Here is a 26,713-nt window from a genome sequence, read left to right on the forward strand (position 1 = left end):
CCGAAGACTGACCGGGAGTGAGTCCGTCGTCGGCCCGGTGCGGCTGCCCGTAGGCGCGGTGCGGTCCGTTCGGCTCACTGGTCGTCGGTGGGCTCATGTGCCGCCGGGGGTGGGCCGGCGGGGTCCGTGGGCGTGGGGGCGGGGTCTGCGGGCGGGACGATGCCGCCGAGCACTGCGCCGGTCGCGCCGATCTCACCGGTCGTCCCCTCCGGTACGGGGCCGGGGTGGCCGTATGTGCGTACGTCCTGCTCGGCCAGCTCCAGAGACTCCAGGGCGAGGTCGTCGGCGGCCCGCCGCTCGGCCGGATCGTCCGCGGCGAGGAGCCGTTCCGCCTCGGCCAGCCTGGTGCGCGCGGCGGCGCCGACCGCGCCGCGGTGCGTCTCGACGAAGTCCGCCGCCGCGCCCACGGCCGCGCGGGCGGTGATCAGGGCGGCGGCCGGCAGCGCCCCGGCCCGCCCCGAGACGAACGGTTCCGTGGCCCGCACGATCCTGCGCAGCACGTCGACCGGGTCGCCGGGCCGGCCCGCCGTGCGCTCGAGCCGCACGGATGCCAGGACGGCGTCCGCGTGACGCAGTTGTGCGCGCGGTGCGCCGGGGGCCGCGGTCGCCTCGTCCGCCCGTGCCGCGGACAGCTCCGCCTCCGCACCGGTCAGGGCGGCCGGCACCGTCTGCTCGGCCGCCTTCAGCAGCGCGGCGAGCCGGTCGACCCCGCCGAGGAGGACCGCCGCCTGGGCGACGGCGGCCTCGGCGGCCCGCAGCTGCGCCGCCGCCCGTCCGGCCCGTCCCGAGTCGGCCGCCTGACGGGCCTCGTTCAGTCGGACGGTGGCGAACAGCAGCCGGTCCTTGGCCTGTTCTACGTTCCCCGTGACGCAAGCGGTGGCGGTGGGCGCGTACCGCGTCCGCAGGCCCGCGAGGACGGACTCCGAGGCCGCCACCAGCCCGGTCAGCTCCCGGAAGCGGCCCTCGGCGACGCCCAGCGCCCCATCCAGGGCCCCATCCAGGGTTTCGCCCAGCGCCTCACCCGGTCCGCGGTCGGGGCCGCCTCGCAGCCGCTCCAACGCGTCGGCCACGGAGTCCAGCCGTCGGGTCGTCTCCTCGCACCGTCCGACGATTCCCGCGAGCGTGTGCACCCGGGCCGCCTCCTCGGCCGGCGTCCCCTCGTCGTACCGCCGGCGCATCCGGAAGGCGGCGGCGAGTTCGGTCCCGGCCTCCTGGACGGTCCGGCGCAGGGGTGCCACGGGTTCCGTCCCGAACAGGGTCTCGGCGTAGCCGAGTTCGGTGCGCGCCGCGCGGATCCGGTCGTCGGCCTCGACCAGCGCGGCGCAGGACCGTCCGTCGAGGGACGCCAGGTCCGCGAGGGGCGGCGCGGATCCCGGCCGCGGCAGGCTGCCCGGGCCGCCGGGGGTGGTCCGGCTGCGGGCCCGCCGGACCCGGCGCACGTACCCGTAACCGGCGACCGCGCCGACCGCCGCGACCGCCACGAGCGGCAGCACCAGGTCGGCGGTGGACGTCTCGTCCTCCTCCGCGGCGGCGGCCGCGACGGAACTCGGAGCCGACGTCGGTTCCTTGATCGCAACCGGAGCGTCATCGCGCGACGTCATCCCTGGCAACACCAGCCACATGACCCCGATCGCACAGCCCAGCACGGCATGCGCCACCCGTACGCATATGTGCGGCCCGGCACGCCGCGGCCGGCCTCGATGCAGGGAAGAGGTCACATTTGGGAGCGTATGGCCGTGAATCCGGTCACGCGAGCGGGATACACCCGAGGTGGGGGCGGTGAGGCGGGACGACACGGGAGGGATGACCGGGATGGACCGATCGCCGGGACGCACGGAGCCGGAACCGAAGCCGGAACCGGAGCCGGAACCGAAGCCGGAACCGGAGCCGGAACTGGAGTCGGAGCCGAAACCAGAGACGGAACCGGAGCCGGGGTCTGCGCCGGAGGAGGGCCGGGCCCCGCAGGTGGAACCCCCGCCGAGCCGACGCCCCGAGCCCGCCGCCCCGCAGGCCCCCGCCCTCGAGCCCGGTGCCGTTCCGCCCGAGCCGCCCGCCCCCGACGCCGAAGGCGACGCGGGAGGCCCCGGGGGCCCCGGCGACCCCGAAGTCCCCGACGGCGCCCGTGCCTCCGGTGGGCGGGGGCCGGTCCGGCGGCGGTTGCGCCGGGTCCGCCGTGTCGCCCTCGTCCTCGTCCTGCTGCTCGTCGTGCCGATCCTCGTCGCCGAGGCCGCACTGCGCGTGAACTATCTGGGCGATCCGGCCGACGGCACGCACACCCGCGGCAAGGACGCCATCTGGCTGGGCCACGCCTGGGTGGACGGCCGCAAGACCGACGCAGACGTGCAGACCCTGGCCCGCCGCCTCGCGGACACCGGCATGCGGGACCTCTATGTGCACGCCGGGCCGCTGGAGCACGACGGCACGCTGCCGAAGTCCGCCTACGCGAACGCGCGGTGGTTCATAGCCGCCGTGCACCGGGAGGCGCCGAAGCTGCGCGTCCAGGCGTGGCTCGGCGACGTCCTCGCCACGGAGACCCCGGACGGCATGCGGCTGGAGCGGCCGACGACCCGAGCCGCCGTCGTGCGGTCCACCCGGGAGATCCTCGCGGCCGGCTTCGAGGGCGCCCACTTCGACCTCGAACCCCTCCACTCCGACGACGCCGACTACCTCACGCTGCTCGACTCCCTGCGCGCCGTCACCCGCGCGCACCACGCCCAGCTCTCCGTGGCCGCCCACCAGATCGACCCCGTGCCCGGCTTCCACTCCTTCTGGGGCACGACCACCGGGCACCCCAAGTGGTGGTCACAGAAGTTCTTCGGCCAGGTCGCCCGCCGCGTCGACCAGATCGCGGTGATGTCGTACGACACCATGCAGCCGCTGCAGAGCACGTACGGCGGTTACGTCGCCCAGCAGACCTCCCTCGCCCTGGAGGTCACCCCGCCCTCCACCGACCTGCTGATGGGCCTGCCGTTCTACCACGAGAACCGCTTCGGCCACTGGGCGCACGCGGAGACGGTCGCCGCCGCCGTCCGGGGCGTCCGGCTGGGCCTGTCCCGCACCGACGCCGACCGCGAGAACTTCGGTGTGGCGGCCTACGTGGACTTCGCGGCGACGGAGACCGACTGGACGTCGTACGAAGAGGGGTGGGTCCGGTAGGCGACGCGCCGGGCGGCGTTCTTTCAAGCCCCGGTCTCGGGTGGGCCATCGCCGGGTCATAGGTTCCTGCCGGCGCTGGAGGGCCTGCGATCATGGCCGGCATGCACCGGGTTCTGACGGGGCTGGCCGCACTCACCGTCACGGTTGTGGCCGTGGGCGGTGTGGCCGGGATCGCGACCGGCTGGGTCCCGCCGTGGGGTGCGTCCAGGGTCCTCAGGCCGCGGCTGTGGGACTGGGGATCGCTGATCAACGCCACCGGAGCAGCTGTGTGGATCTTCGTGGGCCCGCTGAACGGTCCGCCGCAAGGCGCGTCGGCCTACGTCGCGTGGGCCGGCTGGGTCGTGTTCATGGTGGGGCTGCCGGTCCGGCTCCGCGCCCGGCACCCCGGCCACCTTCCTCGTGCCGGCCCTACGACGACCGCCTCCTGATCTTCGAGCCCAGCCACACCAGCGGGTCGTACTTGCGGTCGACCGCACGTTCCTTCAGGGGGATCAGCGCATTGTCGGTGATCTTGATGCCCTCCGGGCAGACCTCCGTGCAGCACTTGGTGATGTTGCAGTAGCCGAGGCCGTGTTCGTCCTGGGCCGTGCGTTTGCGGTCCAGGCCGCTCGCCTCGGCCCCGTCCAGCGGGTGCATGTCCAGCTCGGCGACCCGCATGAGGAAGCGGGGCCCGGCGAACGCCGCCTTGTTCTCCTCGTGGTCGCGCACCACATGGCAGGTGTCCTGGCACAGGAAGCACTCGATGCACTTGCGGAACTCCTGCGAACGGTCCACGTCCTCCTGGAACATCCGGTACTCGCCCGGCCCGACCCCCTCGGGCGGCACGAACGCCGGCACCTCCCTCGCTTTTCGGTAGTTGAACCCGACGTCCGTGACCAGGTCGCGGATCACCGGGAAGGCGCGCAGCGGGGTCACGGTGATCGTCTCGTCCGGGGTGAACACCGACATGCGCGTCATGCACATCAGCCGGGGCCGTCCGTTGATCTCCGCCGAGCACGAACCGCACTTGCCCGCCTTGCAGTTCCAGCGGACGGCGAGGTCGGGCGCCTGCGTGGACTGCAGCCGGTGGATGATGTCCAGCACCACCTCGCCGTCGTTGACGTCGACCGCGAAGTCCTCCAGACCGCCGCCCTCCGTGTCACCGCGCCAGACCCGGAACCGTGCCTCGTAGCCGCTCATCAGTACAGCTCCTCATCAGTGAGGTACTTGACCAGCTCCTCCTTCTCGAAGAGGGCGAGCAGGTCGGGGCGGACGGGGTCGGTGGTCTCGCGGACGAGCTGGATCCGGCCGCGCTGCGGGTCGGTTGCCGTCGGGCCGTCGGCGGGCTCCGCGAGCCGGCAGAGCAGGTTGACGTTGCGCCACGACCGCTCCATCGCCGGACAGTCCTCGCGGGTGTGGCCGCCGCGCGACTCGGTGCGCTCCAGGGCGGCACGCGCCACGCATTCGCTGACCAGCAGCATGTTCCGCAGGTCGAGCGCCAGGTGCCAGCCGGGGTTGAACTGGCGGTGGCCCTCCACGCCGGCCCGCCGGGCCCGTACCCGCAGCTGCGCCAGCCGGTTCAGGGCCTCCTCCATCTCGCCGGCCCGGCGGATGATGCCGACCAGGTCGTTCATGGTCTGCTGCAGTTCCTGATGCAGGGTGTACGGGTTCTCCGCGGGACCGGCCGCGGGACCGGCCGCGGGACCGGTCGCCGGACCGGTTGCGGGGCTGCCGCTCCCGGGCCTCTCGTCGGCCGTCTCGACGGAGAAGGGGCGCAGCGCCTCGGCGGCCGCCGCGTCCACCTGCGCCTCGTCCACCGGTGGACGTTCGTACGTCGTCGCCGCCGCGTACTCGGCCGCGTGCAGTCCCGCGCGCCGGCCGAACACCAGCAGGTCGGAGAGGGAGTTGCCGCCGAGCCGGTTGGAGCCGTGCATGCCGCCGGCCACCTCCCCGCACGCGTACAGTCCCGGCACTCCGCGTGCGGCCGCCGTGTCGGAGTCGACCGCGATGCCGCCCATCACGTAGTGGCAGGTCGGCCCGACCTCCATGGCCTCGGCGGTGATGTCGACGTCCGCGAGCTCCTTGAACTGGTGGTACATGGAGGGCAGCCGGCGCTTGATGACGTCGGCGGGCATCCGCGTGGACACGTCCAGGAAGACCCCGCCGTGCGGGGAGCCGCGGCCCGCCTTCACCTCGGAGTTGATGGCTCGGGCGACCTCGTCACGGGGGAGCAGCTCCGGCGGGCGCCGGTTGTGGTCCGGGTCCTCGTACCAGCGGTCGCCCTCCTCCTCCGACTCGGCGTACTTCTCCTTGAAGACGTCGGGGACGTAGTCGAACATGAACCGTTTGCCCTCGGAGTTGCGGAGCACCCCGCCGTCGCCGCGCACCGACTCGGTGACGAGGATGCCCTTGACCGACGGCGGCCAGACCATGCCCGTCGGGTGGAACTGCACGAACTCCATGTTGAGCAGGGGCGCGCCGGCCAGCAGGGCCAGCGCGTGGCCGTCGCCGGTGTACTCCCACGAGTTCGACGTCACCTTGAAGGACTTGCCGATGCCGCCGGTCGCGATGACCACGGCGGGCGCCTGGAGGACGAAGAAGCGGCCGGTCTCGCGCTCGTAGGCGAAGACGCCGCTGACCCTCGATCCGTCCTTCAGGATCCGGGTGACCGTGCACTCCTGGAAGACCTTCAGCCGTGACTCGTAGTCGCCGGTCTCCTTGTGGTCCTCCTGCTGGAGCGCGACGATCTTCTGCTGGAGGGTGCGGATCAGCTCCAGGCCCGTCCGGTCGCCGACGTGCGCGAGGCGCGGGTACTCGTGGCCGCCGAAGTTGCGCTGCGAGATCCGGCCGTCGGCGGTGCGGTCGAAGAGGGCGCCCCAGGTCTCCAGCTCCCAGACCCGGTCCGGGGCCTCCTGGGCGTGCAACTCGGCCATCCGCCACTGGTTGAGGAACTTGCCGCCGCGCAGGGTGTCGCGGAAGTGGACCTGCCAGTTGTCGTGCTCGTTGGCGTTGGCCATCGCCGCCGCGATGCCGCCCTCGGCCATCACCGTGTGCGCCTTGCCGAACAGCGACTTGCAGATGACGGCGGTGCGGGCGCCCCGTTCCCGGGCCTCGATGGCGGCCCGCAGCCCGGCGCCTCCCGCGCCGACCACGACGACGTCCCACTCCTGGCGGTCGACCACGGACATCAGCAGGCCCCGCTCGTCATGTTGGGCAGCGGGTTCGGCAGAGAATTCGGTAGAGCGTTCGGCAGCATCTAGAAAAACCTCGGATCGTCGAAGACACCGGACGCGACGAGATAGACGTAGAAGTCGGCGAGCGCCACGCTCACCAGCGACGCCCAGGCCAGCTGCATGTGACGGGCGTTGAGCCTGCCGACGAACTGCCATGCCCGGTAGCGCACGGGGTGTCTGGAGAAGTGCTTCAGCTTGCCGCCGACGATGTGCCGGCAGGAGTGGCAGGACACCGTGTACGCCCAGATCAGCGCGATGTTCAGCAGGAAGACGAGGGTGCCGAGCCCCATGTGCCCCCACGCGTAGTGCTCGTCGCGGAAGGCGAGCACGGTGTCGTAGGTCAGGATCCCGGCGACGACGATCGCGGCGTAGAAGAAGTACCGGTGGATGTTCTGCAGGATCAGCGGGAATCGGGTCTCGCCGGTGTACTTGCGGTGCGGTTCGGCCACCGCGCAGGCCGGGGGCGAGGCCCAGAAGCCCCGGTAGTAGGCCTTGCGGTAGTAGTAGCAGGTCAGCCGGAAGCCGAGCGGGAAGATCAGGATGATGATCGCGGGTGAGATGCCCCACCAGGCGCCGAACAGCTCCGCGTTGGGGCCGTGCCGCATCGTGTCGCAGTTCTCCGCCAGGCACGGGGAGTAGAACGGCGAGACGTAGGGGGCCGCGTAGTAGTCGGCGTTCGCGAAGGCCCGCCAGGTCGAGTAGACGACGAACGCCAGCAGACCGGCGGCGGTGGCGGCGGGGGCCAGCCACCAGCGGTCGGTCCGCAGATGGGGCGCGGCGATCGCGGCGCGGCCGGCGCCGCGTACGCCGCTCGGGGGATGGGGGTCGGTGGGGGCGGGTTCCGTACCAGTGGCCAACGCAGGACTCCGGTTCGGGTCAGGAGGCTCGGTTCGGGTCGGTTCGACAGGCGCGGGTCGGCTCGAGTCAGGTAGCTCGGTCCGGGTCGGTTCGGTTGCTCGGGTCAGGGGGCGTGTCGGTCCCGGGCGCCGAGTCCCTCGTCGTCCGTGTCGATCCACAGGGAGTCGTCGTACGGGGTGTCGGGGATGGTGACCAGTTCGGGCTTGCGCGGCGCGTCGGGGTGGGCCGCCGCCTCGCGCAGCAGCGCGACGCTCTCCCGCAGGTGGTCCGCGTCGGTGCGGACGCGGCGCATCTCCAGGCCGCCGCTGCCGATCTGCTGTTCCAGGCGGCCGACGGACCGGGAGAGGTCGTCGAGGCAACGCTGGACGGTTGTCAGGTCGTCGTGCACGGACATGACATGACCTCGCTTCCGTGGGCAGGGCCAGGGACGGCAACGTTCATGCGCCTGCGAGTGTTGCGCGTCACACCGGTGGATGTGAAGGCGTGTGCAGTGATTGGCGGATACGGAGGGGTGCGGAGGGGTGCAGAGGCGTGGAGGGAGCGCGGGCGGGGTGGGTGCGGGCGGGGTACGGATGGGTGCGGGCGGGTCCGGACGGGGGATGTTCTGCTCCGTACGAGTGGGGTTGCGGGGCCCTGCCGCTGTGTCGCTCCCGGCAGGCGAACCCTTTCCTCTTCAGTGAGCCGTAGATCTGATCAACTCCAAAATACCGCCAAATGTGATCAGAACGCACTGCCAGCGGCTCCCCGGAGGTACCAGAGATGTCGAAGTCCTACGACAGCGTCGGACTGCGCTCGGTCATGCGCTCGGCCGCCTTCCTGTCCGCGGGCGTGCTCGCGGCGCCCCTGCTGACCGGCTGCGGTTCCCCGGACGAGGCGGGCCGCCCGCTGGCCGGTCAGGACATCGCCCGGACGGCCCGCGCCCAGATCGCCGACGGCGGCACGCTGCGCTGGGCCGTGGACGCGGTGCCCGAGACGCTCAACGCCTTCCAGGCGGACGCCGACGCCGCCACGACCCGGATCGCCCAGGCCGTGCTGCCGTCGATGTACCGGATCGACGCGCAGGGCCGGCCGCAGCGCGACGCCGACTATCTGGAGTCCGCGAAGGTCGTCGACACCGAGCCCAAGCAGGTCGTCCTGTACAGGCTGAGCCAGCAGGCCGTCTGGAGCGACGGCCGGGAGATCGGCGCCGCCGACTTCGCCGCCCAGTGGCGCGCCCTGTCCGGCAAGGACAGCGCCTACTGGACCGCCCGCAACGCCGGGTACGAGCGCATCGAGAAGATCGAGCGCGGCGACGACGACCTGGAGGTCAGGGTCACGTTCAGCCGCCCCTACGCCGACTGGCGCTCCCTCTTCTCCCCGCTGTATCCGAAGGACGTCATGGGCACGCCCGACGCCTTCAACGACGGGGCGCGGCGCAAGCTGAAGGTGAGCGCCGGACCGTTCCTGGTCCAGAAGGTCGACACCAAGAACCACCAGGTGCGCCTCGCCCGCAACCCGCGCTGGTGGGGAAAACCGGCCAAGCTCTCCGAGATCACGCTGACGGCCGTCAAGCGCGACGAGCGGGCCTCCGCGCTGGCCGCGGGGAAGATCGACGTGGCCGAGGTGGATCCGGCCACGGCACAGCGCGTCGACGGCGCGGCGGGCGGCGCGGCCGGACCGCCGGCCGCCGCCGTCACCGGCTCCGGGCCGGCCGCCGAACAGGCCCTGCGGGCGTGGGCCCGCGCCCACGGCCTGGCCGAGGACAAGGCCGAGGACAAAGACACGGGCAAGGACTCGGGCGAGGTCAAGAGCGGCGAAGACAAGAACAAAGACAAGGCCAAGGCCAAGGCCAAGGCCAAGGCCGAGCCCAAAGACAAGGCCAAGGCCAAGGCCGAGCCCAAAGACAAGAGCAAGGCCGAGGACTCGGCCGAGGACGACACGAAGGCCCTCAGCGATCTGCGCGAGGCCGTCACGGAGTTCCAGCAGCAGCAGAAGGCGCTGCGCGGGGTCGAGGTGCGCAGATCGCTGGAGCCCGCCTACACCCAGCTGGCGCTGAACGGCGAGACCGGGCCGCTCGCGGACGAGCGGGTGCGGCGGGCCGTGGCCCGGGCCCTGGACCGCGAGGAACTGGCCGAGCTCGTGCTGAAGCCGCTGGGGCTGCCCGCGGAGCCCGTCGGCAGTCACCTCGCCCTGTCCGGGCAGGAGGTCTACGCAGACAACAGCGGAGCGCTCGGCGGCCAGGACACCGCCGAGGCGCGGGCGCTGCTCGCGGACGCCGGCTGGGTGCTCGGCGGCCCGGTCGAGGAGAAGGAGAAGGAGAAGGGCGAGAAGGCCGCCGGAGCCGCGGGCAAGAAGGCCGACAGCGACTCCGAGGACGACGACAGGCCGAACGTCGTCGGCGAGGACGACAAGGCGCCCGCCGTGACCGGCCGCGGGGAGACGACCCGCGCGGCGGGCAGCGAGCACGCGCGGAACAGCGCCAAGAGCCCGGACGGCGGCCTCCGGCTCGCCCAGGACGGCGCCCAGTACCGGCAGGCGCATCCGGGCGGCGTCCCCGGCGCCTACGCCCCGAAGGGCACCGCCGCCCCGAAGGGCACAACCGCCGCGGCCGGCACCGCGGGGAAGGCGCTGGCCAAGGACGGCAAGGCGCTCAGCCTGCGCTTCGTGCTGCCGTCGGGACCCGGATCGGAGTCCCTGGAGACGGTCGCCGAGCGGATCACGAAGATGCTGACGAAGGTCGGCATCCGCACGGAGATCGCCAAGGTCTCGGACGAGAGCTACTTCAAGGACCACATCGCGTCCGGCCAGTACGACCTCGCCCTGTACTCCTGGCCGGCGTCCGCCTTCCCCGCCACCGACGCCCGGCCGATCTACGCCAAGCCGCAGCCGGCCGCCGACGGCTCGCTGAGCGTCGAGCAGAACTACACGCGGGTCGGCACCGACCAGGTCGACCAGCTGTTCGATCAGGCGCTCTCGACCTTGGACGAGGGCCGGAGCCGGTCCCTGCTGCGCAAGGCGGACTCGCGGATCTGGGCCGCTGCCGGATCGATTCCTCTCTACCAGCGGCCCCAGCTCACCGCGGTGCGCAAGAACGTGGTGAACGTGGGAGCCTTCGGATTCCAGACCCCGGTCTACGAGGACATGGGCTTCCTGAAGAAGAGCGCGAAAAACAGCGCGACGGAGAGCGCGACGGAGGGCGCGACGGAGAGCGCGAAGACCCCCTCCGGCCAGGCCGGGAGCCCCGCCGCGAGCGCCTCCCGCGAGTGATCGAAGAACGAGCGGCCGGTGACCCCGGTGGCCCTGCGGGGGCCGTCCCCCGCAGGGCCACGTACCATGGGGTAAGGCCGTGGCGTGTCAAGCCCGGCAGGGCCCGCGTAACAGACGTACGCAGCAGGGTCGCCCTCACACTCCGGGAGAACGCCGCTTTATGGCCACGCGCCACGACATTCGCAACGTAGCCATCGTCGCCCACGTCGACCACGGCAAGACGACTCTGGTCGATGCCATGCTCAAGCAGGCGGGCGCCTTCGCCGCGCACGCCGCCGAGTCGCTCGACGACCGCATGATGGACTCGAACGACCTGGAGCGTGAGAAGGGCATCACGATCCTCGCCAAGAACACGGCGGTGAAATACCACCCCAAGGACGGGGGGGACGTCGTCACGATCAACATCATCGACACCCCCGGTCACGCCGACTTCGGCGGTGAGGTCGAGCGCGGCCTGTCGATGGTGGACGCCGTCGTGCTGCTGGTGGACGCCTCCGAGGGTCCGCTGCCCCAGACCCGCTTCGTGCTGCGCAAGGCGCTGCAGGCCCGCCTGCCCGTCATCCTGTGCATCAACAAGACGGACCGCCCCGACTCGCGCATCGACGAGGTCGTCAACGAGGCCTACGACCTCTTCCTCGACCTCGACGCCGACGAGGACCAGATCGAGTTCCCGATCGTCTACGCCTGCGCGCGGGACGGCGTCGCCTCGCTGACCAAGCCGGAGGACGGCACGGTCCCGAAGGACAGCGACAACCTGGAGCCCTTCTTCTCCACGATCCTGTCGCACGTCCCCGCCCCCGAGTACGACGAGGCGGCCCCGCTCCAGGCGCACGTCACCAACCTGGACGCCGACAACTTCCTCGGCCGTATCGCGCTGCTCCGCGTCGAGCAGGGCGAGCTGCGCAAGGGCCAGACCGTCACGTGGATCAAGCGCGACGGCTCGCTGTCCAACGTGCGCATCACCGAGCTGCTGATGACCGAGGCGCTCACCCGCAAGCCCGCCGAGATGGCCGGCCCGGGTGACATCTGCGCCGTCGCCGGCATCCCGGAGATCATGATCGGCGAGACCCTCGCCGACCCCGAGAACCCGGTCGCGCTGCCGCTCATCACGGTCGACGAGCCGGCCATCTCCATGACCATCGGCACCAACACCTCGCCGCTGGTCGGCCGGGGCGGCACCGGCAAGGGCGCGGAGAACAAGGCCGCGGTCAAGGACCGCAAGGTCACGGCCCGTCAGGTCAAGGACCGCCTCGACCGCGAGCTGGTCGGTAACGTCAGCCTCCGGGTGCTGGACACCGAGCGGCCCGACGCGTGGGAGGTGCAGGGCCGTGGCGAGCTGGCGCTGGCCATCCTGGTCGAGCAGATGCGCCGCGAGGGCTTCGAGCTGACCATCGGCAAGCCGCAGGTCGTCACCAAGGACGTCGACGGCAAGGTCTACGAGCCCGTCGAGCGCATGACGATCGACGTGCCCGAGGAGCACATGGGCGCCGTCACGCAGCTCATGGGCGTCCGCAAGGGCCGGATGGACAACATGTCCAACCACGGCTCGGGCTGGGTCCGCATGGAGTTCGTCGTGCCGTCCCGCGGTCTCATCGGTTTCCGTACCGAGTTCCTGACCGGCACGCGCGGCACGGGCATCGCGCACTCCATCCACGAGGGCCACGAGCCGTGGTTCGGCACGCTGACGACCCGTAACAACGGCTCGCTCGTCGCCGACCGCGCCGGCGCCGTCACCGCGTTCGCGATGACGAACCTCCAGGAGCGCGGCGTGCTGTTCACCGACCCCGGCACCGAGGTGTACGAGGGCATGATCGTCGGCGAGAACTCGCGCTCCGACGACATGGACGTGAACATCACCAAGGAGAAGAAGCTCACCAACATGCGGTCGTCCTCGGCCGACTCGTTCGAGGCCATCGTCCCGCCGCGCAAGCTGTCGCTCGAGCAGTCGCTGGAGTTCTGCCGCGACGACGAGTGCGTCGAGGTGACCCCGGAGGCGGTCCGCATCCGCAAGGTCGTGCTCGACCAGCGCGACCGCGCCCGCACCGCCAGCCGCGCCAAGCACGGCTGATCCGCGGGCGGTTCACCGCCGCAGCACGTTCCGCAGCCCGGGTTCCCCCGCATGGGGAGCCCGGGCACCGTGCGATCCGCCACGGCCGCCGGGCGGCAGCGTGGCCTGACTGCGAGGCGGCGGGGCGGCCGGGCAGGGCGGCTGCCGTGCTGCGGGGTCGGCCGGGCTCCGGTGCCCAGGGCTCCCGCGCTGCCGGGCTCTGCGCTGCCGTGCTTCCGTGTTGCCGCCCTGCCGTGCGCGTCCGGCAGATACCGCCGGCCGACCGTCTGCGGGGCCCTGCGGATCCGGTGCACCTCGCGCGGCGCGATCGCCCGGGGCACGAACGCCTCCTGCCCCCGCGGGTCCTCGAGCGCCGCGATCCGCCGTACCGCCTCGGCGGCCGTGACGGTCGCCTGCGCGTCCCGGGCGGCGTCCCGGTAGTGGCCCGTGAGCACCGGCTCGGCGTCGTCCAGTCGCGCGTGGACGGCGACCAGGCCGCCCCGGCTGCCGAACCGGGCCAGTTCGCGCAGCCATTGATGGGTGAGGGTGTGCGACGGCAGCAGGGGAAGCAGTGCACCCCGCGCGCGCCTGCCGGTCCGCGGCCGGCCGTGCGGACGCCGGATCGCCGGATGCGCGGCGCGTTCGCCGCCGAGGTCAGATGCACGAACATCGCCATGGCCCGGCATGGCGGGCGGGGGTCGGGAAGCGGTGTCCGCGTTGCTTCCCCGACCGGCGTCCGCGCCGGTCGGGCCGGGCAGGCGGCACGGGTGACGACGGTCGGACAACGGCCGGAAGACGGCCCGGGTGAGCAGGAGTCTGTGCGGCCGGTGTTAAGGAACACGTAGGGAAAACCCTTCATCCTGCTCCTGGAGTCCGCTTCGAGCGGCTTTCCCTACTAACCTGCTGTGTGAACGGACGTTCCGCGTGACATCAGCACGCCTCCGTGAGCCGCCGGGCGCCCCGTGGTGGGTGTGCCGAGCCGGCAGGTGCGCACAGTGGTGCGGCCGCAAGTGATTTTCCCCTCCATGCTGTCCGGAATGCGGACGACCGTCCCCGATAGATGTGTAACAAGTCCGTTTCGCAGGGATCTTTCTGCTAACTGTTTGTCCGGATTTTGGAAGAAGTACGCGCCAGGTGTGATCGAACCGAGACCTCGTGGGTGTGGTTCGGTCAGATTCCATGCCAGATAGTTAGGCGCGTAGAGCTCGGGGTTGACGGGTCATGCGCTGCAGGGGGCGGCGACTCACGAGCCTGCGGGGGTACTCCACCTTCTCCGTCCTTGTCGACCGGGTGAGTGCTGTGTGCTCCCTTTTGCGGTGAAAACCAGGACTCACGAGGAGGAACCCCATGCGTGGTGCCAACAGCGCCAAGTGGGTGGCGGGGGCGATCGTCATTGCTCTCGCCGCGACTGCCTGTGGTGGCAGTGACGACGACAGCAGCAGCAGCGGCAAGGGCGCGGGCAAGGCCGGCGGCACCTTCCGGCTGGGCATCACGGAGCCGGTCGCCATCGACCCGTACAACTCGCAGGAGTCCGAGGGCATCCTCGTCACGGACAACCTCTTCACGGGGCTGTACGAGCCGACCGCCGACGGCAAGGTCATCCCGATGCTCGCCACCTCCAAGGAGGTCAGCGCGGACGGCAAGACCTGGACCTTCAAGATCAAGCCGGGCACCAAGTTCACCAACGGCGAGGCGGTGGACGCCGAGTCGTTCATCCGCGGCTGGAACCGTGTCGCGCAGAAGACGGCGGCCTCCGACGTCGCCTACCACCTGGCCGGCATCGCGGGCTTCGACGACGTCCAGGCGGGCAAGGCGCCCACCATGTCGGGCCTCAGCGCCCCGGACGCCAACACCCTCCAGGTGAAGCTCTCCGCCCCGGACTTCGAGTTCTACATCAAGACCACGCACACGGTCTTCAGCCCGGTTCCCAAGGTCGCGGGCGACGCGAAGAACAAGACGTACAACGAGGCGCCGATCGGCAACGGCCCCTTCAAGATGCAGGGCTCCTGGCAGCACAACAAGTCGATCACCCTCGTCCGCAACGACGACTACGGTCTGACCAAGGCCAAGCTCGACGAGGTCGAGATCAGCATCCTCAACTCCAACAACGGCGTCACGCTGGAGTACCAGGGCTTCGAGGCGGGCAGCTTCGACTGGGCCCGTATGCCCACCCCGCAGCTGCCAGCCGCCAAGGCCAAGTACGACGCGCAGGGCGAGTGGATCGACGAGAACACGAACGGGATGAACTACCTCCTCCCGATCACCGACAACGGTCCGCTCAAGGACAAGAAGGCCCGCGAGGCCGTCTCGTACGCGATCGACCGGGACGCCATCATCAAGGGCGTCTTCCAGGGCATGCAGACCAAGTCGACGACGATCCTGCCGCCCGCCTTCGCCAGCGTGTACCAGAAGGACCTGTGCCAGTCCTGCATCAAGTCGGACCCGGCGAAGGCCAAGCAGCTCGCGAAGGAGGCCGGTCTCACCCCCGGCACCACGATCGAGCTCGGCTACAACACGGGCGCGGGCCACGAGGAGTGGATCCAGGCCGTCAAGCAGCAGGTCGAGAAGGTCCTCGGCGTGAAGGTGAAGGCGACCGGCAAGCCGTTCGCCGAGCTGCTCGCCGACCAGCAGAAGTCGGGCGCCACGGGCATGTACCGCTTCGCGTGGGGCGCGGACTACCCGACGCCGGACAACTTCCTCTTCCCGCTGCTCGACACCGCGTCCATCAACAAGGACGCGTCGGGCAAGGTCACCGGTGACAACCGCGGCCGTTACAGCAACCCGGCGTTCGACGCGCTGCTCGCCAAGGCCCGCGCCACCGAGGCCGAGGCCGGCCGCAACGACCTGTACAAGCAGGCGGAGAAGATCGCCATGGACGACATGGCCCTGATCCCGCTGTGGAACCGCACCCAGCTGCGTCTCGCCAACACCAAGAAGTTCGCCGACATCAAGATGGACTTCCACGAGGACCCGAACCTCGCCGAGATCAGCCTGAAGTAACCGGGCGCCGCGCGACGCGGCGTCTGGAGACGGGGGCCGTGGGTACCGAGACGCATGTCTCGGATGCCACGGCCCTCGACGACCGTCGGGAGCGGTGTGATCCACTCTCCCGCCCCTTACCCCTACCGCCCCACCAACCTGGGGGGAGGGAGCTGCCACGAAGCGGCAGCGAGGCAGAGAGGCAAGTCATGGGAAGGTATGTGGTCCGCAGGCTGGGCCAGTTGGTCGTCGTCGTGCTCGGCGCGACGATGATCCTGTTCGCCTGCCTGTTCGTGCTCCCGGGTGACCCGGTCGGGCAGATCGCGGGCAGCGACAAGGCACGCGACCCCGATGTGATCGCGCAGCTGCACAAGCAGTACGGACTCGACGATCCGCTGATCGTGCAGTACGGCAACTACGTGGGCAAACTCGTCCAGGGAGACCTCGGCCAGGACTACACGCAGAGCCGGCCGGTCTCCGAGATCCTCGGCCCGAAGCTGGCCAACACGGCCAAGCTGGCCACCGCCGCGATCGTGCTCGACATCATCATCGGCATCTCCGTCGGTGTGCTGGCGGCGATGCGCAGGTACTCGATCTGGGACGTGTCGGCGACCTTCGTCACGACACTGGCGATCGGCGTCCCCTCGATCGTGCTCGGCATGATCATGCAGCGTGTCTTCGTCATCGAGCTGGGCTGGTTCCCGCTGATCGCCGACGACAGCTTCAACTCGATCGTCCTGCCGGCCCTGACGCTGGCGATCATCGACGCGGCACTCGTCGCCCAGCTGGCCCGCAGCACGATGCTCGAAGTTTTGGGCGCCGACTACGTCAAGACGGCCGTGGCCAAGGGACTTCCGCGGCGCACGGTGCTCACGCGGCACATCCTGCGCAACTCGGTCATCCCCGTGATCACCTATCTGGGCATCTCCTTCGGTGGTCTCCTCGGGGGCGCGATCATCACCGAGACGATCTTCAACTGGAACGGCATCGGTCTCGCGCTGATCCAGGCGATCCAGCAGAACAACAACCCCGTCATCGTGGGCGTGGTGACCATCAGCGTGGCGGTCTTCGTCGTGCTGAACCTGGTCGTCGACCTGCTGTACGCCGCCCTGGACCCGCGCATCCGACTGGCCTGACCCGTAGGGCCGCCCCCATCTAGGAGTCACACCATGACCGAACTCGCCACAGGCGCGGGCGAGCCGAAGACGGCCGACCCCGTCCCGGCCTCCAAGGACGCCGAACCCAGCGTCGTCAGGGTCAGCCAGTGGTCCGACATCCGGCACCGCTTCGTGCAGAACAAGCTCGCCGTGCTCGGCCTGGCCATCATCGTCGTCCTGATCCTCACCGCGATATTCGCGCCCCTGCTCGCGCCGCACGACCCCCTCGAGCAGGACCTGAACGCGACCCTGCAGGCCCCGGGCGCCGGCCACTGGCTCGGCACCGACGCACTCGGCCGCGACCAGCTCTCCCGCCTCATCTACGGCAGCCGCATCGCGATGATCGTCGGCCTCGCCTCGATCCTCGTCGCGATGACCCTCGGCATCCTCTTCGGCGCGCTGGCCGGTTACTACGGCCGCTGGCTGGACACCGTGATCATGCGCGTGGCGGACATCTTCTTCGCCTTCCCGCTGCTGATCGGCGCCATCGTCATCATCCTGCTCATGGGCCGCGGCGTGCTGCCGGTGGTCCTGTCGCTGGGCATCTTCTCCTGGGCGACCTTCGCCCGGCTGCTGCGCAGTCAGATCCTGTCGGTGCGTGAGATGGACTACGTGCACGCGGCGAAGGCGCTCGGCGCGAGCCAGGGCCGGATCATCCGCAAGCACATCCTGCCCAACTCGCTGACGTCGGTCCTCGTGTACGGCACCAGCAACGTCGGCATCGCGATCGTCGCCGAGGCGTCGCTGTCGTACCTCGGTGTCGGTGTCGACCCCGAGGTCGCGGAGTGGGGCAACATGATCGCCGCGGGCCGCGGGTTCATGGGAGTCAAGGACTTCATGTGGACCTACCCCAGCATTGCGATCGTCATCACCGCGCTGGGCTTCATCCTGCTGGGCAACGGCCTTCGCGACGCGCTCGACCCGAAGCTCCGGTGATCCGCGGCCATGAGTCGAACCCCCTTGAGCAAGCAAGACGAAGGTGATGGCATGACCAGCCTGGAGCAGGCTCCCTCGAACGCCGGGCCGGACGGGTCCGCACCCCTTCTCGAAGTCCGCGACCTGCACGTGGAGTTCAAGATCCGCGACTCCGTGACCAAGGCGGTCAACGGCGTCAACTACAGCGTCAATGCGGGCGAGACGCTCGCCGTGCTCGGCGAGTCGGGCTCCGGCAAGTCCGTCACGGCGCAGGCCATCATGGGCATCCTGGACAGCCCTCCCGGACGGATCAGCAAGGGCGAGATCTTCTTCCAGGGCCAGGACATCCTGAGCCTGCCGGAGAGCGAGCGGCGCAAGCTGCGCGGCGCCAAGATGGCGATGATCTTCCAGGACGCGCTGTCGTCCCTCAACCCCGTGCTCTCCGTCGGCTTCCAGCTGGGCGAGATGTTCCGGGCCCACCAGGGGCTGTCCCGCAAGGACGCCAAGGCCAAGGCCATCGAGCTGATGGACCGGGTGCGCATACCCGCCGCGCGTCAGCGCGTCGGCGACTACCCGCACCAGTTCTCCGGCGGCATGCGCCAGCGCATCATGATCGCCATGGCGCTGGCGATGGAACCGGACCTGATCATCGCCGACGAGCCGACCACCGCGCTCGACGTGACGGTCCAGGCCCAGGTCATGGACCTGCTCGCGGAGTTGCAGCGCGAGTTCCAGATGGGTCTGATCCTCATCACCCACGACCTCGGCGTCGTCGCGGACGTGGCCGACAAGATCGCGGTCATGTACGCGGGCCGCATCGTGGAGACCGCGCCGGTGCACGAGCTGTACAAGCGCCCCGCGCACCCGTACACCCGTGGCCTGCTGGACTCGATCCCGCGCCTGGACCAGAAGGGCCAGGAGCTGTACGCGATCAAGGGTCTGCCGCCCAACCTGCTGAACATCCCCGCCGGTTGCGCCTTCAACCCGCGCTGCCCCAAGGCACAGGACATCTGCCGTACGGAGGTCCCGGCGCTGCTTCCGGTGACCGAGGAGGACGGCACCGAGCTGGTCGGCCGAGGTTCGGCATGCCACTTCTGGAAGGAGACGATCCATGGCTGAGCTCAGCAAGAACGACGAGCGCCAGGACGCCACACCGAACGTCTCCGAGGTGGAGACCGTCGACGTGCAGTCGGAGACGGAGGCCGTCGCCGCGATCGAGGCCCCCGTCGAGCGCGGTGAGCCCATCCTCCAGGTCCGCAACCTCGTCAAGCACTTCCCGCTGACCCAGGGCATCCTGTTCAAGCGGCAGGTCGGCGCGGTCAAGGCCGTCGACGGCGTCTCCTTCGACCTCCACCAGGGCGAGACCCTCGGCATCGTCGGCGAGTCGGGCTGCGGCAAGTCGACCGTCGCCAAGCTCCTGATGAACCTGGAGCAGGCCACCGCCGGCGAGATCTTCTACAAGGGCCAGGACATCACCAAGCTGTCCGGGCGCGCCCTCAAGGCCGTCCGGCGCAACATCCAGATGGTGTTCCAGGACCCGTACACCTCCCTCAACCCGCGGATGACGGTGGGCGACATCATCGGGGAGCCGTACGAGATCCACCCCGAGGTGGCGCCGAAGGGCGACCGGCGTCGCAAGGTCCAGGAACTGCTGGACGTCGTCGGACTCAACCCGGAGTACATCAACCGGTACCCGCACCAGTTCTCCGGCGGCCAGCGCCAGCGCATCGGCATCGCACGCGGCCTCGCGCTCAACCCGGAGATCATCATCTGCGACGAGCCGGTCTCGGCCCTGGACGTGTCGGTCCAGGCGCAGGTCATCAACCTGATGGAGCGACTGCAGGGCGAGTTCAACCTCTCCTACCTCTTCATCGCGCACGACCTGTCGATCGTCCGGCACATCTCCGACCGGGTCGGCGTGATGTACCTCGGCAAGCTCGCCGAGATCGGCTCCGACGAGCAGATCTACGATCACCCGACGCACCCCTACACCCAGGCGCTGCTGTCGGCCGTGCCGGTGCCGGACCCGGCGGCCCGCGAGCACCGCGAGCGGATCATCCTGGCCGGTGACGTCCCCTCCCCGGCCAACCCGCCCTCGGGCTGCCGCTTCCGCACCCGCTGCTGGAAGGCCGAGGACAAGTGCGCGCAGGAGGCCCCGCTGCTCGCGATCCCCGAGCGGTTCAAGGGCTCCGACACGCCGGCCGCCCATGAGTCGGCCTGTCACTTCGCCGAGGAGAAGGACGTCGTCCACGCGGCCTGACGTCGAGCCGAGCGCTCACCCCCCGTCCGCGGCCTCCGGCAGCCCCGTGCTGCCGGAGGCCGCGAACGTCGGCACCCGCACCCCGCCCCCACGCAAGGCCAAGGACGACACCGAGGACGACACGATGCTGCACCACGTCGAACTGTGGGTCCCCGATCTGTCCCGGGCGTCGAGGGAATGGGGCTGGCTGCTGGGCGGCCTCGGATACGAGCTGTACCAGGACTGGGAGCGGGGCCGCAGCTGGCGGCTCGGCCCGACCTATCTCGTCGTCGAGCAGTCCCCGGCGATGCGGGACGACGGCGGCGGCCACGACCGGCTGCGCCCCGGCCTCAACCATCTCGCGTTTCATGCCGCGAGCCGGTCGGATCTCGACGCGCTGGTGGCGCAGGGGCCCGCGCACGGCTGGACGCCCCTGTTCGCCGAGCGGTACCCGCACGCGGGCGGCCCGGACCACTACGCGGCCTACCTGGAGAACTCCGACGGCTTCGAGGTCGAACTGGTGGCCCCCACCCCCGCGTAACGCCCCGGCGGCAAGGCCAGAGCTCTCGCCCGCGCGCCCCGAGTAGCACCCCTCGGCACCAACGCCCGCGCCCTCCCCTCGCGCATCGCGCCCGAGCCACGGACGGCCCGGCCCGCGCCCGGCCAGCGTCCCGCGCGGGCCTTGTCCCAGGGCGCCCGCCTCCGCCCGCCGCGTCCCGCGCTCTTCGCCCGAGCCACGGACGGCCCAGGCCGCGCGCCCACCTCCGCCCGCCGCGCGGCCCGCGCGAGCCGGACCCCGGCCGCGCGTCCGCGTCCGAACGCCCGGTCTCCGCGCGCCAGCCCCACGTACCCCGCGCCGGCCGGTGCCCACGCATCCCGCCCGGGCTCGTCCCGCCTCCGCGCCTCCGTGTCTCGCGTGTTCGTTCGGGCGTCACGCTTCAGGTGTGTTCGTTGCGCCCGTACGGACGGGTGAAAGTGCGTCGAATCGCTTATGTGCCCATATCGCCTGGTAAAGGATCAGGGGACAAGGCGACAGGCGCGCAGTCAACGAGGAGGCATCCCATGCGTGGAGCCACGCACGCCAAGTGGGTCGCATGCGCGGCCGCGGCAGCGCTCACGGCGACGGCCTGCGGCAGCGGGGGGAGCGACAGCGGCAGCGGCGACGGCGGCACGGTCCTCAGCTCCTCCTGGGGTGACCCGCAGAACCCGCTGGAGCCCGCCAACACCAACGAGGTGCAGGGCGGCAAGGTCCTCGACATGGTCTTCCGCAGCCTCAAGCGGTACAACCCGGAGACCGGCGCGGCCGAGGACATGCTGGCCGAGAAGATCGACACCACGGACTCGCAGAACTTCACGATCACCGTCAAGGACGGCTGGACGTTCAGCAACGGCGAGAAGGTGACGGCGAAGTCGTTCGTCGACGCCTGGAACTACGGCGCGAGCCTGAAGAACAACCAGAAGAACGCGTACTTCTTCGAGTACATCGACGGCTACACCGCCACCCACCCCGCCGAGGGCGGCAAGCAGACCGCCGACACCCTCTCCGGGCTCAAGGTCGTCAACGACAAGACCTTCACCGTCAAGCTCACCCAGAAGTTCTCCACCTTCCCCGACACGCTGGGCTACCCCGCCTTCGCCCCGCTGCCGCAGTCCTTCTTCAGCGACCACGCCGGCTGGCTGGAGAAGCCGGTCGGCAACGGGCCGTACACCATCGCGTCCTACACCAAGGGCTCCCAGATGGAGCTGAAGAAGTGGGCGGACTACCCCGGCGAGGACAAGGCGCAGAACGGCGGGGTGACCCTCAAGGTCTACACCGACAACAACACCGCCTACACCGACCTGATGGCCGGCAACCTCGACCTGGTCGACGACGTGCCCGCGGCCCAGCTCAAGAACGTCAAGAACGACCTGGGCGACCGCTACCTCAACACCCCGGCCGGCATCATCCAGACCCTGGCGTTCCCGTTCTACGACAAGAAGTGGAACACCACCGGCTCGGACAAGGTCCGCACCGGCCTGTCCCGCGCGATCGACCGCGAGCAGATCACCGACACGATCTTCCAGAAGACCCGCACCCCGGCCACCGACTGGACCTCCCCGGTGCTCGGCGAGGAAGGCGGCTTCAAGGCAGGCTTGTGCGGGGACGCCTGCGACTACGACCCCGCGGCCGCCAAGAAGCTCATCCAGGAGGGCGGCGGACTGCCCGGCGGCCAGGTGAAGATCAGCTACAACGCGGACACCGGATCCCACAAGCAGTGGGTCGACGCGGTCTGCAACTCGATCAACAACGCCCTCGACAACGACAAGGCCTGCGTCGGCAACCCGGTCGGCACGTTCGCCGACTTCCGCAACCAGATCACCGACCGGAAGATGAGCGGCCCGTTCCGGGCGGGGTGGCAGATGGACTACCCCCTCATCCAGAACTTCCTCCAGCCGCTCTACTACACGAACGCGTCCTCCAACGACGGCAAGTGGTCGAACAAGGACTTCGACACGCTCGTCAACCAGGCGAACGCCGAGACCGACACCGCCAAGGCCGTGGAGACCTTCCAGAAGGCCGAGGAGGTCCTCCGCGACAACATGGCCGCCATCCCGCTCTGGTACCAGAACGGCAGCGCCGGCTACTCGGAGCGGCTCTCCAACGTCAAGCTCAACCCGTTCTCCGTCCCGGTGTACAACGAGATCAAGGTCAGCTGACCCGCCGTGGGCCGGTATGTGATCCGGCGTCTGCTCCAGATGATTCCGGTGTTCATCGGGGCGACGCTGCTCATCTTCCTGATGGTGAACGTGATGGGCGACCCCATCGCCGGCCTGTGCGGTGACCGGCAGTGCGACCCGGCCACCGCCGCCCAGCTGAAGAAGGAGTTCGGCCTCGACAAGCCGGTGTGGCAGCAGTACCTGACCTACATGGGGAACGTCTTCACCGGAGACTTCGGTACGGCGTTCAACGGCCAGCCGGTCACCGAGCTGATGTCGACGGCGTTCCCCGTCACCATCCGGCTGACCATCGTGGCGATCGTCTTCGAGATCGTCATCGGCATCACCCTGGGCGTCGTGACGGGCCTGCGCCGGGGCCGGCCCGTCGACACCGGGGTCCTGCTGCTGACCCTCGTGGTGATCTCCGTCCCCACCTTCGTCACCGGTCTGCTGCTGCAGCTGCTGCTCGGCGTGGAGTGGGGCTGGATCAAACCGTCCGTCTCCTCGGACGCCGAGTTCGGCGAACTGATCGTGCCGGGGCTGGTGCTGGCGTCCGTGTCGCTGGCGTACGTCACCCGGCTGACCCGCACCTCGATCGCCGAGAACAAGCGGTCCGACTACGTCCGCACGGCGATCGCCAAGGGGCTGCCGCGCCACCGGGTCGTCACCCGGCACCTGCTGCGCAACTCCCTCATCCCGGTGGTCACCTTCATCGGCACCGACATCGGGGCCCTGATGGGCGGCGCGATCGTCACCGAGCGCATCTTCAACATCCACGGCGTCGGCTTCCAGCTCTACCAGGGGATCCTCCGCCAGAACACCCAGACCGTCGTCGGCTTCGTGACCGTCCTCGTCCTGGTGTTCCTGGTGGCGAACCTGCTCGTCGACCTCCTGTACGCCGTACTCGACCCGAGGATCCGCTATGCCTGAGCCGACGCCGGAGCATCATCTGCCGGGCGCGGGCCGCACACCGGAGGAGGGAGCCATCGCCGACACCGGCATGGGCGGGGCGATGGACCTCGCCACGGCGGAGGGCGAGACGCTGGAGAAGACCCCGGGCGACCCGCAGGGCTCCGGCCCGTCCGAGAAGGCCCGCTCCCTGTGGTCCGACGCCTGGCGGGACCTGCGCCGCAACCCCGTCTTCATCATCTCCGCCCTGGTCATCCTGTTCCTGGTGTTCATCTCCCTGTGGCCCGGGTCCATCACCTGGCTGAGCCCCCTCAAGTGCGACCTGTCCAAGGCCCAGGAAGGCTCCCGGCCCGGCCACCCCTTCGGCTTCGACGGTCAGGGCTGCGACGTCTACACACGCGTCGTCTACGGCGCCCGTACGTCCGTCACGGTCGGCGTCCTCGCCACCCTCGGCGTCGCGCTCTTCGGCAGCGTCCTCGGCGGACTCGCCGGGTTCTTCGGCGGGGCGTGGGACGCGGTCCTCTCCCGCATCACCGACGTCTTCTTCGCCATCCCCGTCGTCCTCGGCGGCCTCGTCCTGCTCTCCGTCGTCACCAGCAACACCGTCTGGCCCGTCATCGGGTTCATGGTGCTGCTCGGCTGGCCGCAGATCTCCCGCATCGCCCGCGGCTCGGTGATCACGGCCAAGCAGAACGACTACGTCCAGGCCGCCCGCGCCCTCGGCGCCTCCCACTCCCGGCTGCTGCTGCGGCACATCACGCCCAACGCGGTCGCTCCGGTGATCGTCGTCGCGACCATCGCGCTCGGCACGTACATCGCCCTGGAGGCGACCCTGTCCTACCTCGGCGTCGGCCTGAAGCCGCCCACCGTCTCCTGGGGCATCGACATCTCCGCCGCCTCCCCGTACATCCGCAACGCCCCGCACGCCCTGCTGTGGCCCTCGGGCGCCCTGGCCGTCACGGTCCTGGCCTTCATCATGCTCGGCGACGCGGTCCGCGACGCCCTCGACCCGAAGCTGAGGTGACGGGCGGATGCTGCTCGAAGTGCGTGACCTGCACGTGGAGTTCCGCACCCGGGACGGGATCGCCCGGGCCGTCAACGGCGTCAGCTACGGCGTGGACGCGGGCGAGACGCTCGCCGTGCTCGGCGAGTCCGGGTCCGGCAAGTCCGTCACCGCCCAGGCGATCATGGGCATTCTCGACATGCCGCCCGGCCGCATCACCTCCGGCGAGATCCTCTTCCAGGGCAGAGACCTGCTGGGGCTCAAGGAGGACGAGCGCCGCAAGGTGCGGGGCGCCGAGATGGCCATGATCTTCCAGGACGCCCTGTCCTCCCTGAACCCCGTGCTGTCGGTCGGCGACCAGCTCGGCGAGATGTTCGTCGTGCACCGCGGAATGTCCCGGAAGGACGCGCGCACCAAGGCCGTCGAGCTGATGGACCGCGTCCGTATCCCGGCCGCCCGGGAACGCGTCAAGGACTACCCCCACCAGTTCTCCGGCGGCATGCGCCAGCGCATCATGATCGCGATGGCGATGGCCCTGGAACCGGCGCTCATCATCGCCGACGAACCGACCACCGCCCTCGACGTCACCGTCCAGGCCCAGGTCATGGACCTGCTCGCGGACCTGCAGCGCGAGTACCACATGGGCCTCATCCTCATCACCCACGACCTCGGCGTGGTCGCGGACGTCGCCGACCGCATCGCCGTCATGTACGCGGGCCGCATCGTCGAGTCGGCCCCCGTGCACGACATCTACAAGGCGCCCGCCCACCCCTACACCCGCGGCCTGCTCGACTCCATCCCGCGGCTCGACCAGAAGGGCCAGGAGCTCTACGCCATCAAGGGCCTGCCGCCCAACCTCATGCACATCCCGCCCGGCTGCGCCTTCAACCCGCGCTGCCCGATGGCCCGGGAGGTGTGCCGCCGGGACGTCCCGCCGCTGTACGACGTCGACGACTCCGACGCGGACCGCGCCAGCGCCTGCCACTTCTGGAGGGAGTGCCTGCATGGCTGAGCCGATTCTGGAGGTCAGCGGGCTGGTCAAGCACTACCCGCTCACTCAGGGCATCCTCTTCAAGAAGCAGGTCGGCGCGGTGAAGGCCGTCGACGGGGTCGATCTGACCCTGCACCGCGGCGAGACCCTCGGCATCGTCGGCGAGTCGGGCTGCGGCAAGTCGACCGTCGCCAAGATGCTGGTCAACCTGGAGAAGCCGACGGCCGGCGAGATCCGCTACCGGGGCGAGGACATCACCAAGCTGTCCGTGCGCGCCCTCAAGGCCGTCCGGCGCAACATCCAGATGGTGTTCCAGGACCCGTACACCTCCCTCAACCCGCGGATGACGGTGGGCGACATCATCGGGGAGCCGTACGAGATCCACCCCGAGGTGGCGCCGAAGGGCGACCGGCGTCGCAAGGTCCAGGAACTGCTGGACGTCGTCGGACTCAACCCGGAGTACATCAACCGGTACCCGCACCAGTTCTCCGGCGGCCAGCGCCAGCGCATCGGCATCGCACGGGGGCTGGCCCTGCGCCCCGAGGTGATCGTCGCCGACGAGCCGGTGTCCGCGCTGGACGTGTCGGTGCAGGCGCAGGTGATCAACCTGCTGGACCGGCTGCAGAGCGAGTTCGAGCTGTCCTACCTCTTCATCGCCCACGACCTGTCGATCGTCCGGCACATCTCCGACCGGGTCGGCGTGATGTACCTCGGACGGATCGTGGAGATCGGCCGTGACGCCGAGATCTACGACCACCCCACCCACCCGTACACCCAGGCCCTGCTGTCCGCGGTGCCCCTGCCGGACCCGGAGGCGCGCGAGCACCGGGAGCGGATCATCCTGGTGGGCGACGTGCCGTCGCCGACGAACATCCCCTCCGGCTGCCGCTTCCGCACCCGCTGCTGGAAGGCGCGGGAGCGCTGCGCGCTGGAGGTGCCGGCGCTGGCCGTCCCGGCGGAGTTCCGCCACGCCACGGGGCCCGAGGCGCACGACTCGGCGTGCCACTTCGCCGAGCTGAAACAGGTCGTCCCCCCGGAGGAACCACAGTCCTGACGGAGACCGGGCGGAGAGCGGGCGGAGAGCGGGCGGAGAGCGGGCGGACACCGGGCGGAGAGCGGGCGGACACCGGGCGGAGAGCGGGCGGACACCGGGCGAGCCGGTGAGACCGCAGGTCTGACGTTGACCCGGCGGGCCGGCGCAACCGTACATTTGCGCAGCAACCGCGTTAACACGCAGGCAACTTGGCCGACCCGATTCCGATATACGGACGCGTCAGGCTGACCGACGTACGGCCGTGCGGGTG

General features: G+C 70.2%; 20 protein-coding genes. 15 read left to right on the top strand and 5 right to left on the bottom strand.

Going from position 1 to position 26,713, the window contains the following annotated elements:
* Positions 1 to 74: 74 nt before the first annotated feature.
* On the bottom strand, positions 75 to 1,601 hold the full coding sequence (locus QA802_RS27265) for a hypothetical protein (RefSeq protein WP_334527814.1): 1,527 nt from the start codon (positions 1,599 to 1,601) through the stop codon (positions 75 to 77).
* A 211-nt stretch (positions 1,602 to 1,812) separates the two neighbouring features.
* On the opposite strand from QA802_RS27265, the gene QA802_RS27270 reads away from it, so the two are divergent.
* Positions 1,813 to 3,156, top strand: a complete 1,344-nt coding sequence (locus QA802_RS27270) for a glycoside hydrolase family 18 protein (RefSeq protein ID WP_334527817.1) — start codon at positions 1,813 to 1,815, stop codon at positions 3,154 to 3,156.
* A 101-nt stretch (positions 3,157 to 3,257) separates the two neighbouring features.
* Positions 3,258 to 3,584, top strand: coding sequence for a hypothetical protein (locus QA802_RS27275; RefSeq protein WP_334527820.1), 327 nt, complete (start codon positions 3,258 to 3,260; stop codon positions 3,582 to 3,584).
* On the opposite strand, the gene QA802_RS27280 is transcribed toward QA802_RS27275, so the two are convergent.
* From QA802_RS27280 to QA802_RS27295, 4 genes are all read right to left on the bottom strand, one after another.
* Positions 3,565 to 4,335, bottom strand: coding sequence for a succinate dehydrogenase/fumarate reductase iron-sulfur subunit (locus tag QA802_RS27280; protein WP_334527823.1), 771 nt, complete (start codon positions 4,333 to 4,335; stop codon positions 3,565 to 3,567). The genes QA802_RS27275 and QA802_RS27280 overlap by 20 nt on opposite strands.
* Positions 4,335 to 6,323: a fumarate reductase/succinate dehydrogenase flavoprotein subunit gene (locus QA802_RS27285; RefSeq protein WP_334527826.1), complete on the bottom strand. Its 1,989-nt coding sequence runs from the start codon at positions 6,321 to 6,323 to the stop codon at positions 4,335 to 4,337. Before QA802_RS27285 ends, QA802_RS27280 begins: the two co-directional genes overlap by 1 nt.
* Before the next feature lie 68 nt (positions 6,324 to 6,391).
* Positions 6,392 to 7,225: a succinate dehydrogenase subunit SdhC gene (gene sdhC, locus QA802_RS27290; RefSeq protein ID WP_334527829.1), complete on the bottom strand. Its 834-nt coding sequence runs from the start codon at positions 7,223 to 7,225 to the stop codon at positions 6,392 to 6,394.
* Between the two features lie 104 nt (positions 7,226 to 7,329).
* Complete coding sequence (locus QA802_RS27295; RefSeq protein WP_319164832.1) at positions 7,330 to 7,620, bottom strand: Rv0250c family protein; 291 nt, start codon at positions 7,618 to 7,620, stop codon at positions 7,330 to 7,332.
* 365 nt (positions 7,621 to 7,985) lie between these two features.
* On the opposite strand from QA802_RS27295, the gene QA802_RS27300 reads away from it, so the two are divergent.
* The 13 genes from QA802_RS27300 to QA802_RS27365 all read left to right on the top strand — a co-directional run bounded on the left by QA802_RS27300 (position 7,986) and on the right by QA802_RS27365 (position 26,463).
* Positions 7,986 to 10,472, top strand: a complete 2,487-nt coding sequence (locus tag QA802_RS27300; RefSeq protein WP_334527833.1) for an ABC transporter family substrate-binding protein — start codon at positions 7,986 to 7,988, stop codon at positions 10,470 to 10,472.
* Between the two features lie 160 nt (positions 10,473 to 10,632).
* Positions 10,633 to 12,540: a translational GTPase TypA gene (gene typA, locus QA802_RS27305; protein WP_334527836.1), complete on the top strand. Its 1,908-nt coding sequence runs from the start codon at positions 10,633 to 10,635 to the stop codon at positions 12,538 to 12,540.
* A gap of 1,326 nt (positions 12,541 to 13,866) precedes the next feature.
* A complete protein-coding gene (locus tag QA802_RS27315; protein ID WP_334527838.1) occupies positions 13,867 to 15,519 on the top strand; it encodes a peptide ABC transporter substrate-binding protein in 1,653 nt (550 codons plus the stop codon).
* Between the two features lie 188 nt (positions 15,520 to 15,707).
* Positions 15,708 to 16,634 carry an ABC transporter permease gene (locus QA802_RS27320; RefSeq protein ID WP_334527841.1) on the top strand — a complete coding sequence of 309 codons (927 nt, stop codon included), beginning with the start codon at positions 15,708 to 15,710 and terminating at the stop codon, positions 16,632 to 16,634.
* Between the two features lie 33 nt (positions 16,635 to 16,667).
* On the top strand, positions 16,668 to 17,591 hold the full coding sequence (locus QA802_RS27325) for an ABC transporter permease (RefSeq protein WP_334527844.1): 924 nt from the start codon (positions 16,668 to 16,670) through the stop codon (positions 17,589 to 17,591).
* A gap of 51 nt (positions 17,592 to 17,642) precedes the next feature.
* Positions 17,643 to 18,689 (top strand): ABC transporter ATP-binding protein, encoded by a 1,047-nt coding sequence (locus tag QA802_RS27330; protein WP_334527847.1) that lies wholly within the window; start codon positions 17,643 to 17,645, stop codon positions 18,687 to 18,689.
* Complete coding sequence (locus QA802_RS27335) at positions 18,682 to 19,830, top strand: ABC transporter ATP-binding protein (RefSeq protein WP_334527850.1); 1,149 nt, start codon at positions 18,682 to 18,684, stop codon at positions 19,828 to 19,830. The genes QA802_RS27330 and QA802_RS27335 overlap by 8 nt, the downstream gene beginning before the upstream one ends.
* Before the next feature lie 124 nt (positions 19,831 to 19,954).
* A complete protein-coding gene (locus tag QA802_RS27340; protein ID WP_334534919.1) occupies positions 19,955 to 20,350 on the top strand; it encodes a VOC family protein in 396 nt (131 codons plus the stop codon).
* A gap of 521 nt (positions 20,351 to 20,871) precedes the next feature.
* On the top strand, positions 20,872 to 22,506 hold the full coding sequence (locus tag QA802_RS27345; RefSeq protein ID WP_334527853.1) for a peptide ABC transporter substrate-binding protein: 1,635 nt from the start codon (positions 20,872 to 20,874) through the stop codon (positions 22,504 to 22,506).
* A gap of 6 nt (positions 22,507 to 22,512) precedes the next feature.
* The gene (locus QA802_RS27350; protein WP_334527857.1) at positions 22,513 to 23,436 is read left to right on the top strand and encodes an ABC transporter permease; all 924 of its coding nucleotides are present in this window, start codon (positions 22,513 to 22,515) and stop codon (positions 23,434 to 23,436) included.
* Positions 23,429 to 24,439 (top strand): ABC transporter permease, encoded by a 1,011-nt coding sequence (locus QA802_RS27355; RefSeq protein ID WP_334527860.1) that lies wholly within the window; start codon positions 23,429 to 23,431, stop codon positions 24,437 to 24,439. The genes QA802_RS27350 and QA802_RS27355 overlap by 8 nt, the downstream gene beginning before the upstream one ends.
* A gap of 7 nt (positions 24,440 to 24,446) precedes the next feature.
* Positions 24,447 to 25,430: an ABC transporter ATP-binding protein gene (locus QA802_RS27360; RefSeq protein ID WP_334527863.1), complete on the top strand. Its 984-nt coding sequence runs from the start codon at positions 24,447 to 24,449 to the stop codon at positions 25,428 to 25,430.
* Entirely contained in the window at positions 25,423 to 26,463 is a 1,041-nt protein-coding gene (locus QA802_RS27365) for an ABC transporter ATP-binding protein (RefSeq protein ID WP_334527866.1), read from the top strand. Before QA802_RS27360 ends, QA802_RS27365 begins: the two co-directional genes overlap by 8 nt.
* Positions 26,464 to 26,713: the final 250 nt, after the last annotated feature.

Source organism: Streptomyces sp. B21-105, assembly GCF_036898465.1.
GTDB lineage: Bacteria > Actinomycetota > Actinomycetes > Streptomycetales > Streptomycetaceae > Streptomyces.

Coding starts and splice junctions, on each gene's coding strand:
- QA802_RS27275 (WP_334527820.1), top strand. CDS start 3,258: ATGCACCGGGTTCTGACGGGGCTGGCCGCACTCACCGTCACGGTTGTG.
- QA802_RS27265 (WP_334527814.1), bottom strand. CDS start 1,601: ATGACGTCGCGCGATGACGCTCCGGTTGCGATCAAGGAACCGACGTCG.
- QA802_RS27300 (WP_334527833.1), top strand. CDS start 7,986: ATGTCGAAGTCCTACGACAGCGTCGGACTGCGCTCGGTCATGCGCTCG.
- QA802_RS27280 (WP_334527823.1), bottom strand. CDS start 4,335: ATGAGCGGCTACGAGGCACGGTTCCGGGTCTGGCGCGGTGACACGGAG.
- QA802_RS27355 (WP_334527860.1), top strand. CDS start 23,429: ATGCCTGAGCCGACGCCGGAGCATCATCTGCCGGGCGCGGGCCGCACA.
- QA802_RS27320 (WP_334527841.1), top strand. CDS start 15,708: ATGGGAAGGTATGTGGTCCGCAGGCTGGGCCAGTTGGTCGTCGTCGTG.
- QA802_RS27365 (WP_334527866.1), top strand. CDS start 25,423: ATGGCTGAGCCGATTCTGGAGGTCAGCGGGCTGGTCAAGCACTACCCG.
- QA802_RS27285 (WP_334527826.1), bottom strand. CDS start 6,323: ATGTCCGTGGTCGACCGCCAGGAGTGGGACGTCGTCGTGGTCGGCGCG.
- QA802_RS27360 (WP_334527863.1), top strand. CDS start 24,447: ATGCTGCTCGAAGTGCGTGACCTGCACGTGGAGTTCCGCACCCGGGAC.
- QA802_RS27335 (WP_334527850.1), top strand. CDS start 18,682: ATGGCTGAGCTCAGCAAGAACGACGAGCGCCAGGACGCCACACCGAAC.
- QA802_RS27340 (WP_334534919.1), top strand. CDS start 19,955: ATGCTGCACCACGTCGAACTGTGGGTCCCCGATCTGTCCCGGGCGTCG.
- QA802_RS27315 (WP_334527838.1), top strand. CDS start 13,867: ATGCGTGGTGCCAACAGCGCCAAGTGGGTGGCGGGGGCGATCGTCATT.
- QA802_RS27295 (WP_319164832.1), bottom strand. CDS start 7,620: ATGTCCGTGCACGACGACCTGACAACCGTCCAGCGTTGCCTCGACGAC.
- typA (WP_334527836.1), top strand. CDS start 10,633: ATGGCCACGCGCCACGACATTCGCAACGTAGCCATCGTCGCCCACGTC.
- QA802_RS27330 (WP_334527847.1), top strand. CDS start 17,643: ATGACCAGCCTGGAGCAGGCTCCCTCGAACGCCGGGCCGGACGGGTCC.
- QA802_RS27325 (WP_334527844.1), top strand. CDS start 16,668: ATGACCGAACTCGCCACAGGCGCGGGCGAGCCGAAGACGGCCGACCCC.
- QA802_RS27270 (WP_334527817.1), top strand. CDS start 1,813: ATGGACCGATCGCCGGGACGCACGGAGCCGGAACCGAAGCCGGAACCG.
- QA802_RS27345 (WP_334527853.1), top strand. CDS start 20,872: ATGCGTGGAGCCACGCACGCCAAGTGGGTCGCATGCGCGGCCGCGGCA.